At 48.4% G+C, this 9,691-nt stretch carries 11 protein-coding genes and 1 tRNA gene; 10 read left to right on the top strand and 2 right to left on the bottom strand.

Annotation, left to right across the window (positions count from 1 at the left end; genetic code table 11):
* Window positions 1-156 precede the first annotated feature (156 nt).
* The 4 genes from J07HQW2_RS06120 (at window position 157) to J07HQW2_RS06105 (ending at window position 3,585) form a co-directional block, all read left to right on the top strand.
* Window positions 157-768: a translation initiation factor IF-2 subunit beta gene (locus J07HQW2_RS06120; RefSeq protein WP_021054550.1), complete on the top strand. Its 612-nt coding sequence runs from the start codon at window positions 157-159 to the stop codon at window positions 766-768.
* 344 nt (window positions 769-1,112) lie between these two features.
* Window positions 1,113-2,315 carry a lactate 2-monooxygenase gene (locus J07HQW2_RS06115; RefSeq protein WP_021054549.1) on the top strand — a complete coding sequence of 401 codons (1,203 nt, stop codon included), beginning with the start codon at window positions 1,113-1,115 and terminating at the stop codon, window positions 2,313-2,315.
* 181 nt (window positions 2,316-2,496) lie between these two features.
* On the top strand, window positions 2,497-3,024 hold the full coding sequence (locus tag J07HQW2_RS06110; protein ID WP_021054548.1) for a diadenylate cyclase: 528 nt from the start codon (window positions 2,497-2,499) through the stop codon (window positions 3,022-3,024).
* A gap of 3 nt (window positions 3,025-3,027) precedes the next feature.
* Complete coding sequence (locus J07HQW2_RS06105; protein ID WP_021054547.1) at window positions 3,028-3,585, top strand: diadenylate cyclase; 558 nt, start codon at window positions 3,028-3,030, stop codon at window positions 3,583-3,585.
* 183 nt (window positions 3,586-3,768) lie between these two features.
* Here J07HQW2_RS06105 and J07HQW2_RS06100 read toward each other — a convergent pair whose 3' ends face one another.
* Window positions 3,769-4,515: a hypothetical protein gene (locus J07HQW2_RS06100; protein WP_021054545.1), complete on the bottom strand. Its 747-nt coding sequence runs from the start codon at window positions 4,513-4,515 to the stop codon at window positions 3,769-3,771.
* Window positions 4,516-4,962: 447 nt separating this feature from the next.
* A tRNA-Gly gene (locus J07HQW2_RS06095) sits at window positions 4,963-5,033 on the bottom strand.
* Window positions 5,034-5,448: 415 nt separating this feature from the next.
* Between J07HQW2_RS06095 and J07HQW2_RS06090 the strand changes: the two genes are divergently transcribed.
* The 6 genes from J07HQW2_RS06090 to J07HQW2_RS06065 all read left to right on the top strand — a co-directional run bounded on the left by J07HQW2_RS06090 (window position 5,449) and on the right by J07HQW2_RS06065 (window position 9,673).
* On the top strand, window positions 5,449-6,360 hold the full coding sequence (locus J07HQW2_RS06090) for a putative RNA uridine N3 methyltransferase (protein WP_021054544.1): 912 nt from the start codon (window positions 5,449-5,451) through the stop codon (window positions 6,358-6,360).
* 4 nt (window positions 6,361-6,364) lie between these two features.
* On the top strand, window positions 6,365-7,381 hold the full coding sequence (locus tag J07HQW2_RS06085; protein ID WP_021054543.1) for a 50S ribosomal protein L3: 1,017 nt from the start codon (window positions 6,365-6,367) through the stop codon (window positions 7,379-7,381).
* A gap of 6 nt (window positions 7,382-7,387) precedes the next feature.
* A complete protein-coding gene (gene rpl4p, locus J07HQW2_RS06080; RefSeq protein WP_021054542.1) occupies window positions 7,388-8,134 on the top strand; it encodes a 50S ribosomal protein L4 in 747 nt (248 codons plus the stop codon).
* Window positions 8,131-8,385 (top strand): 50S ribosomal protein L23, encoded by a 255-nt coding sequence (locus J07HQW2_RS06075; protein ID WP_021054541.1) that lies wholly within the window; start codon window positions 8,131-8,133, stop codon window positions 8,383-8,385. Before rpl4p ends, J07HQW2_RS06075 begins: the two co-directional genes overlap by 4 nt.
* 2 nt (window positions 8,386-8,387) lie before the next feature.
* The gene (locus J07HQW2_RS06070) at window positions 8,388-9,119 is read left to right on the top strand and encodes a 50S ribosomal protein L2 (RefSeq protein WP_021054540.1); all 732 of its coding nucleotides are present in this window, start codon (window positions 8,388-8,390) and stop codon (window positions 9,117-9,119) included.
* 131 nt (window positions 9,120-9,250) lie between these two features.
* Complete coding sequence (locus tag J07HQW2_RS06065) at window positions 9,251-9,673, top strand: 30S ribosomal protein S19 (RefSeq protein ID WP_021054539.1); 423 nt, start codon at window positions 9,251-9,253, stop codon at window positions 9,671-9,673.
* Window positions 9,674-9,691 lie beyond the last annotated feature (18 nt).

The raw sequence follows: 9,691 nt of genomic DNA, 5'->3' as shown, positions 1-9,691 counted from the left end.
TGCGATTGAAGCTGTGAATTTTATTATGATGTCTCGAAAATATACAATGCATAAGATCAAAATAAGTTGATATACTCTCAGTGTGTGGTAAGTGATTGATACTCACCAGTATTTATAACACGGAACGGATATAGGCGCGCATCTGTTGGCTTCCATATGGATTATACGGAATCTCTTAACCGAGCGATTGACGAATTACCGGAGCGTCAAGATGAGGAATCACGATTTTCAATCCCAGATCCAGCAGGTGAGACTGACGGTGCATTCACCCGCCTGACGAATATTGGAGAGATTGCAGACGCGCTTGGTCGCCCAGTTGAGCATGTCCATCGGAACGTCCAAGCCGAGTTGGGAACGAATGGGCAACTTGAAGATGAACGTGCTCGATATAATGGGTCATTTTCGGTTGCGGACTTTGAGGCTGCAATTGATGAATATGTTATTGAATATGTCACATGTACGGAGTGTGGACTCCCCGATACCCGACTCACCACTGAAGATGGTGTTGATATGCTTCGATGTGAAGCGTGTGGAGCGTTTCGTCCGGTCCAAAAGCAAACTACGACACAGCAACGCTCACAGTCTGGTCCAGCCGTCGAAGAGGGCGCAACTTACGAAGTCGAAATTACCGGAACAGGACGGAAAGGCGATGGTGTCGCAGAAAAAGGAAAATTCACTATATTTGTCTCTGGTGCAGAAGAGGGACAAACCGTCCGTGTGCTGATTGAACGAACAAGTGGGACGCTCGCGTTCGCTCGCGTTGTATAGTCGTCCATCTAGAATTGAGATTTTGCTGACGGAATGCTCTTTTTATTGCTAAAATACAGTATAATTGACCGATGACGAAACACCGTTCTGAGCTGGAGTGGCATCTATCGATGATGAACCCTATGAGTACCGAGGTCACCTCTCTATCTATACATTTTCAAGACAAGATGAACGAATCTCAAGGAACCGTGTCCACTACCCGCTGAAAGAGAATAGTCGTCACTAAAGATCAAATCGTGCTCAGAATACGGTGTGTACTGGCACATGGGATCCATCATTATGAATCAACAACAATACTGCCCATATGGTTAGTCTCATAATGCTCCGAATGTACATTGTTAATTGTGAGTAAACAAGATTCTGCGGACATTCACGGTGAGCAGTTTGGAGTCAAACACATCCGCCGCGTTTATCGGGAGGGAATGTTTGAGGATGAGACCCCTGAGTTCCCAGTTTCTTTCAGCGAACTTCGTGAAGAAGCATTTGAGCGGATGTCGTGGAAAGCAAAGGCATATGTCCACGGTGGTGCCGGAACTGAGGAGACATTTGAACGTAATAAAGACTTCTCACGATGGCGGATTGTTCCGCGAATGCTTCGGGGTGTCGCTGACCGTGACCTGTCGACGACTGTTCTTGGCAATGAACACTCATATCCACTGATGATCACGCCGCTTGGCGTCCAGAGTCTGCTACACGATGATGGCGAAGTTGCCACAGCACGTGCTTGTGCGAACATGGACGTTCCATTCGTTCTCTCATCACTCTCATCTGCAACGATGGAGGATGTTGCTGATGCACTCGGTGACACACCAAAGTGGTTCCAGTATTATTGGGCATCTGACCGTGATGTTGCAAGATCATTCCTCGATCGAGCGGAGACGGCAGGATATGATGCAATTGTAGTTACGGTGGATGCACCAACACTTGGCTGGCGAGATCGGCTTCTTAAGAAAGGGTATTATCCATTCTTAGAGGGAGAAGGTATCGGAAATTACTTTTCAGACCCAGCATTCCGTGACTCACTAGCTCGCCCACCAGAAGAAGACCCAGAAGCAGCTGTCGATCACTTTCTTTCAATCTTTGGTGATGCATCACTCACCTGGGATGACCTCGAATTTGTTCGCGAGCAGACTGATCTCCCGATCATCATCAAAGGCGTTCTTCATCCTGATGACGCCCGTCGTGCCGTCGAAGCAGGCGCTGACGCAGTGCAGGTATCAACTCATGGTGGTCGTCAGGTGGACGGATCAATTGCTGCGATTGAGGCGCTACCTGAGATTGCTGAAGCGGTCGGTGATGAAACAACGGTTCTGTTTGACTCTGGAATCAGACGAGGTTCTCAGGCATTCAAAGCTCTCGCTCTTGGGGCTGATACAGTCATGCTTGGTCGTCCATTTGCATATGGACTTGCTCACTCCGGACAGGAAGGTGTTGAACAGGTACTCGAAAATACACTTTCACAGATCGATCTTACGATGGGACTGGCAGGAATCGATGATGTCGATGATATCAGTCGGTCAGCTATACGCGATGAAGCGTCATTATAGTTGCTATTGAAAATACGATCATTCCATTTCATGTAGGCATGTAATCGTACGGTGAACTACCCCACCCCTACTCGCTCCCTGCGGTCGCTCCTTGATGACGGGGGCTTAGCGGATATAAACTGCTAATGGACAGAGATATTATGCTACCATACAATTTGATAAAATGGAGGATATCAAATAAGTGAAAGCGTCATTTGCGACGACAAATGAACTCATTGACCTTCTCACATACGTCGTCGAGGATGTTAGTCAACGGTTCGATAACTGGGATAGTCAGTATGTCCGCGGACCAAGTTTATATTTCGTCGTTGCAGCCGGTGCTCGTTTTGATAGGTATGCTGACCCCCTCGGAGTAAATCGATGGCCAGTTAACACAGCCAACGTTGTGAGCCGCAATCTTGACCCTGTTATTACAGCTGCTGAGGAGATTGCATTTGACTGTGATGGGGCAGTCATTGTTACCACCGATGGGACACTTCAGGAGCGAATGGTCCGAATTCGTCCTGCAGATGGACTTGAGATCGGAGACATTGAGTACCCTGATTGGATGAGCGCAAAACACCTAAGCGCACTTGAGGTATCATCACTTGATGAGATTCTTGCTGCTGTCACTCTCAGTGAGGAGAATGGGCGGGTAAGTGTGTTTAAAGATGGTGAGTTCGAAGATTATAAGCGAGGAGAAATTGGCGGACAATGGCGAGTGAAATAAAATATGTCAAGCGATGATCCACTGCAGGCGACACACGCGACTGTTGATGAAATCCGTCACCGAGTGATGGCTGTTGCTGAGAGTCTGAGTCTCTCTTTTGATCGATGGGATGAACAGTATGTTAGCGGTCCAAGTCTATATTTCATTGTCCTTGCTGATGTCAACTTTGGTGCATACGCTGACCCGCTTGGAGCGAACGTTTGGCCTGTTGATGTGTGCCGAGTGGCGACAAATTCGATCGAGTCATTCGTCACAGCCGCTCGTGATGTTGCGTTTGAACGTGATGGCGCAATCGTCATTACTGCCGATGGGACGATTCAAGAGCAGATGGTTCGCATTCGAAGCCCAAGTGCTGCAGAAGTTGAGCGTCGTGATGAGATTGCATATGCAGACTGGATGGGAACGAAACATCTCAGTGCTGTTGAGGTATCAACCCGGACCGGTGTTCTATTTGCTGTAACTGTGAGCGAAGAAAATGGTCGTGTAAGTATCTTTGAAAATGGGCAGTTTAATGATTACCAGCGTCAAGAGATCGGTAGCCCTTGGCGACCCACATCCTGATACTGCAGATATCGACTCTAATTATCTGGTTGATAATTAACCTTAGAAATAATTCTGAGATAGTTAACCTACGATTGTGAGTGAGAGTGAATTAAGATCTGGTCTTGAGTGGTTAATTATTCGATATATCCTGTGTCCGTGATGACTATCTAGTACACACGACCACTGAGCCCATAATCCTCATTATCGGCGTTTGGTTGGACTATCACATCGCATGCATAACACAGTATCAGCTACGTAGTTCACATCATTTGACCCACACTCTGGACAGCGGAATTCATCATTTCCATATTCTGTTGACCCACGGGGTGCGTGAAGAGTTTGCTCTTGCATACGTGATCGAATTGCCGATGGAACACGAGATCGAAAGAATCGGACCCGATGAGAGAGTGCTTGTTCTGGTGCTGACCCATGAATGTTGTCCCACTTGACATTTTCATCGTTCGGACGTGTGAGCTGTCTAACTCCACTTTCAGTCGCTTGCAAGAGTGGTTCAGTCGTCACACTGACCGGATCATCAGGATCTGCATCTTCGTATCCTTTCAGTGCTCGGTCATACGCCGTTGACGCTCGGTCATCATCACCGACGATAGCTCGAAACGTTCCAATCCACTCATCGCATGCAGCCGCAAGGACAGGCGTCTCAAGAATATTATCACGGAGATCACTTGCAATCAATATTCCTTGCCCAACTCGATTACGAGCTCGCGCCTCACCATCATTGAGACGATAACAGATAGCCGCAAGAAAGAACGATTCAAGTGCGAATCCAGCCCATGGAGCATCTTCAGTGTCAAACAGTTCACGCCCACGGTCACTTAGCCCTGATAATCGTCCGTAGCCGGCAAGTGTATATGCATCACCAGCATCATCGTATTCATTTTGTGAGAGTGCAATAATCGCATCATGTCGGTGACTGTTATCACCCATAGATGATATTTAGAAACCAACGGTCAGGACAGTTTCGAATTCAACTTTGAGATTGTCACAACAGTTTGATTTGACACCTCATCAACTCGGCTGCCAGGAAAAGTCATCCTCTATGTGGTTCATCATATAACTCAAGATCAGATATCCAATCAGGTCCACAGTGTTTGACTGCGACATCGGGTATCAACTGTCTCACCACTGAGAATGTCTTCCACGCTGGTTGAGTGAGCTACCTCACTCATTCCCAATGGTCGCTCCTTTACAGCGGGGGGAGTTAATCTGCAAAAATTACATTATATGAAGTGACTATTCTTCCTGCTGAATCGTTCGTTTTATTCACTCATGAAACGTTTATTTCAATTCTCAAATGAAAAGTAAGCAAGAAACATAATCCAGGTCGTTAATTAGGATTTATCTCAATATCTTATATATTTAAGAGTCCAGAGATGCGCTGGCCGGGACTTGAACCCGGGTTGTGACCATGGCAAGGTCACGTGATACCACTACACTACCAGCGCGCATTCAATCTCATGAGAGACTCATGAATAAGACTTACGCATTTAACAATCACCAGACAGAGCGGGGGAATGCAAATCTCATACTGACCATATTGCAGATGTACTTTCAGGGTATGTGAATCCTACCTTCTCTGATGAACCGCCGGCAGAAATTCGTACTTACCACTAACAGTCACTATCCTGCTATTCAACCACTATGTTCACCTATGAATAATTCATGCGATTGGCGTGCGATTCTGTTTGTTATGAGATTTTCATCATAACTAAGATGCAGTTTTCCCGTTATTACAGTCATAGTATTATATTGATACTGACGAATGAGAAGAACTCACACCGCTCACAGGCTTTCGCTAGGCTTTTACCGAGGGCTCCAATACGAGAAATATAGTCTAGATGTTACGCTGAAGGGACCGGAATGACGCTATCAGTACTTATCCCGTCTTCTGTCGTTCGTGAGGCTGAGGACAAACGCGAGGCCACTCGCAAGCTTGGATACATTGCCCGTTCAGCGGCAATATTTCAAGCAGATCAGCTCAATATCTTTCCTGATCGGGAAGGCGAACGGCGACTAGGAGGCGAGTTTGTTGAAACGGTGCTTCGATATGCTGCCACGCCGCCGCATCTTCGAAAGAAGATATGGGGGCAACGTGACGAACTTGAGTACGTTGGTGTTCTTCCACCCCTCCGCGTGTCGTCTACGACCGGCTCTGAGTCAACTGATTCAGGGTCGTTAACACAGGGAATCGTGACTGAGGTCGGATCTGATGACCGCGTCCGGGTCAATTGTGAACTGCAACACCCAATTTCTCTCCATGTACCAGACTCGATGTCTGTGCGAGAAGGGACACGCGTTGCCATCAGAATTTCTTCGCGAGAACCGGTCCGAGCACGGATCGTCGATACTCCACTTTCGGGGTTTGATGTATCCTGCTTGGATCTTGTAGATGCACTCGACCACGCCACTGCAGGGATCACCGTTGCGACATCCAGACATGGTGAGATGATAACCACCGGGCGATTGCCAGAACTTACCGCCCGTATCGACCGGGCGGGAGCGACAATCGTCTTTGGTGCGCCTGGTCGTGGGCTCCTAGCCATCCTTGGCGATGACAACCCACCAAATACTCAAACGCAGATGGGTGAGCACGCGAGTTCACACATGGACGCGAATACTACCGGTGGCGGCACTGCCAGTGGAATGGTTGAACCCAGTATCGATCCAGGGTTTGATCTCTGGATCAATACGATTCCGCGACAAGGAAGCGAGGTTGTGCGAACTGAGGAAGCAATGTTCGCATCTCTCGCATTATTGACAGTTACGGAGTAATTACATGCCACAATCAAGTAGACCACGAAAAGGCTCGATGGGTTTCAGTCCGCGCAAGCGCGCGGAGTCAGAAGTCCCGCGTATCCGGTCATGGCCCAGCAATGATGGTGCCCCCGGAGTACAAGGATTTGCCGGTTACAAAGCCGGGATGACACAAGTGTTAATGGTCAACGACAAAGCCAATTCACCTCGTGAGGGGATGGAGGAGGCAGTGCCGGTGACCGTTGTTGAGACACCGCCAATGCGCGCTGTTGCTCTTCGAGCGTACGAAGATACGCCGTATGGTTCCAAGCCTTTGACAGAAGTGTGGGGACGTGAATTTGATGCGTCACTTGAACGGACGCTTGATCTTCCTAATGAAGACACATTTGATAATGATGCTACCGCTCTTCGCGACGCTGTCGAAGCCGGTAACATCGATGATGTTCGTCTGATTACTCACACATTGCCTGCAGGGATGCGAAATATTCCAAAAAAGAAGCCAGATGTTATGGAAACCCGTGTCGGCGGTGGAGCATTAGCTGACCGTGTTGAATTTGGACTTGATCTCATTTCAGATGGTGGTGAACATGAGCTTTCAGACATTTTCCGCGCCGGTGAATATCTTGATGCTGCTGGTGTCACGAAAGGAAAAGGAACGCAGGGTCCAGTCAAGCGCTTTGGCGTTCAGAAACGGAAAGGAAAACATGCACGTCAGGGGTACCGCCGACGAATTGGGAATCTGGGTCCGTGGAATCCATCCCGTGTTCGATCGACCGTTCCACAACAGGGACAAACCGGGTATCATCAGCGCACAGAATTAAATAAACGTCTTATTGAGATTGGCGACGGCAACGATCCGACAGTTGACGGTGGATTCGTTGGATATGGCGAGGTTGATGGTCCGTATGCACTTATCAAGGGATCGCTACCAGGACCAGACCAGCGACTTCTACGCTTCCGAAGTGCCGTCCGACCAGGCGACCAACCACGTCTTGACCCAGAAGTACGCTATGTGTCGACCGAATCAAACCAGGGGTAATAACGAATGGAAACAACAATCCACGATCTAAATGGCGACAAAGCAGATACGCTTGAACTTCCGACAGTGTTTGAAACAGCATACCGTCCGGACATAATCGAGCGTGCTGTTGTCGCTGCACAGGCGAATCGAAAGCAACCATATGGTGCTGACCCTTATGCAGGGATGCGAACACCAGCCGAGTCCTTCGGTAGTGGACGCGGTATGGCTCACGTACCACGTGAGAATGGACAAGCTCGCCGGGTCCCACAGGCTGTCTCGGGTCGGAAAGCACATCCACCAAAAGCGGAGAAAGATCAGAGTAAGTCAGTCAATACCAAAGAACGAAAACTAGCTGTTCGATCAGCGGTTGCGGCGACGGCTGACTCAGAACAGGTCGAAGAACGTGGTCATCAGTTTGATGATGATGTTGAGCTACCATTGGTTGTTTCCGATGAGTTTGAAGATCTAATAAAGACTCAGGAAGTTGTCGACGTACTCGAATCACTTGGTGTTCATGCTGATATCGTTCGCTCGGATGAAAATAGATCAATCCGTGCTGGTCGAGGGAAGACCCGTGGTCGGAAATATCGCCGACCAAAATCAATCTTGTTTGTCACGAGTGATGAACCATCGAAAGCAGCACGAAATCTTGCTGGCGCTGACGTTGTGACAGCCGCAAATGTGAGCACAGAAGATCTTGCTCCAGGCACACAACCAGGACGATTGACATTGTATACAGAGAGTGCGATTGAACAGGTGGCAAACCGATGAGTTCGCTTATTAAATACCCCCTCGTCACTGAGAAAGCAATGGATGAGATGGATTTCGATAATAAATTACAGTTTATCGTCGATACTGATGCGACGAAAGATGAAATTGAGAATGAAATCGAATCACAGTATGAGATTAAGATCATTGATACGAAGACACAGATAACGCCTCGGGCAAAAAAGAAGGCTACTGTCCGTCTTTCTGACGATGATGATGCACAGGATATTGCGTCGCGGATTGGAGTGTTCTAACAATGGGACGACGAATACAAGGACAACGGCGTGGTCGTGGAACATCTACGTTCCGAGCACCGTCACACCGATATAAAGCCGAGCTCTCGCATAAGCAGTCTGAATCGGAGGATACCATCGCTGGAACGATCGTTGATATTGAGCACGACCCAGCGCGAAGCGCACCGGTTGCAGCTGTTGAATTTGATGATGGTGACCGCCGGCTTGTCCTCGCTCCTGAGGGAATCCGTGTTGGTGAAACGATGCAAATTGGTGTGAGTGCTGAGATTAAGCCAGGAAATACGCTCCCACTAAGAGAAATTCCAGAAGGAGTTCCAATCTGTAATATTGAAAGCCAGGCCGGCGACGGTGGGAAGTTCGCTCGAGCATCCGGAACAAGTGCGCAGTTGATGACGCATGACCGCGATGTAGTGGTCGTCGAACTTCCATCCGGTGAGACAAAGCGGTTAAGTCCAGAATGTCAGGCAACAATCGGTGTTGTCGCTGGAGGTGGACGGACAGAGAAACCGTTCGTAAAAGCTGGTAAGAAGCATCATAAAATGAAAGCTCGAGGAATTAAGTGGCCTCGTGTTCGCGGAGTTGCAATGAACGCCGTTGATCACCCATTCGGAGGCGGTGGTCGTCAACATCCTGGACAGCCGAAGTCTGTCTCTCGGGACGCTCCACCAGGACGGAAAGTGGGCGATATTGCATCGAAACGAACCGGACGTGGTGGCAATGGGAGCAGTGAGTAATGCAATCTTGTGATTGCGTCGGGCCACATCCACAGTCACATTCAATTAGGGGGCACTCAGCTCCGCCGGCGTAAACACGTGTATAGCAATATCACTGACAACATCAACAACAACAATCATAACACAATCATATGAGTTCTGAATATCGTACCGGCCGTGAAGGTGAGTTCACATACCGCGGTCACACACTTGATGAACTACAGGAGATGTCACTCGAAGACATCGCAGAACTACTCCCCGCTCGACAGCGGCGAACTATCACTCGCGGACTTACAACAGAACAGCAAAAGTTACGAGAAACCGTCCGTGACGCAGACCCTCAGAAAACGGCAAATGATCCAATTCGAACACATCTTCGTGATATGCCAATACTGCCGTCATTCGTTGAAAAGACAATAGCTGTGTATAATGGTCAATCATTCGAGCGGGTTCGAGTTGAACCAGAAATGATTGGTCATTATCTCGGCGAATTCCAACTGACACGGACATCCGTTGAGCACGGGCAAGCCGGCATCGGTGCAACACGGTCTTCAAAGTTTGTACCACTCAAGTAACGTCAATAAATTACATTA

It is taken from the genome of Haloquadratum walsbyi J07HQW2 (genome assembly GCF_000415985.1).
In the GTDB taxonomy this organism is placed as follows: domain Archaea; phylum Halobacteriota; class Halobacteria; order Halobacteriales; family Haloferacaceae; genus Haloquadratum; species Haloquadratum walsbyi_B.
Note: the sequence above shows the minus strand (reverse complement) of the source record. Positions and strands in the feature narration are given on the sequence as shown.

What these genes read in the sequence shown, in the direction of transcription:
- J07HQW2_RS06090 (WP_021054544.1), top strand. Translation starts at nt 5,449, where the DNA reads ATGACGCTATCAGTACTTATCCCGTCTTCTGTCGTTCGTGAGGCTGAG.
- J07HQW2_RS06070 (WP_021054540.1), top strand. Translation starts at nt 8,388, where the DNA reads ATGGGACGACGAATACAAGGACAACGGCGTGGTCGTGGAACATCTACG.
- J07HQW2_RS06120 (WP_021054550.1), top strand. Translation starts at nt 157, where the DNA reads ATGGATTATACGGAATCTCTTAACCGAGCGATTGACGAATTACCGGAG.
- rpl4p (WP_021054542.1), top strand. Translation starts at nt 7,388, where the DNA reads ATGGAAACAACAATCCACGATCTAAATGGCGACAAAGCAGATACGCTT.
- J07HQW2_RS06065 (WP_021054539.1), top strand. Translation starts at nt 9,251, where the DNA reads ATGAGTTCTGAATATCGTACCGGCCGTGAAGGTGAGTTCACATACCGC.
- J07HQW2_RS06075 (WP_021054541.1), top strand. Translation starts at nt 8,131, where the DNA reads ATGAGTTCGCTTATTAAATACCCCCTCGTCACTGAGAAAGCAATGGAT.
- J07HQW2_RS06100 (WP_021054545.1), bottom strand. Translation starts at nt 4,515, where the DNA reads ATGGGTGATAACAGTCACCGACATGATGCGATTATTGCACTCTCACAA.
- J07HQW2_RS06105 (WP_021054547.1), top strand. Translation starts at nt 3,028, where the DNA reads ATGTCAAGCGATGATCCACTGCAGGCGACACACGCGACTGTTGATGAA.
- J07HQW2_RS06085 (WP_021054543.1), top strand. Translation starts at nt 6,365, where the DNA reads ATGCCACAATCAAGTAGACCACGAAAAGGCTCGATGGGTTTCAGTCCG.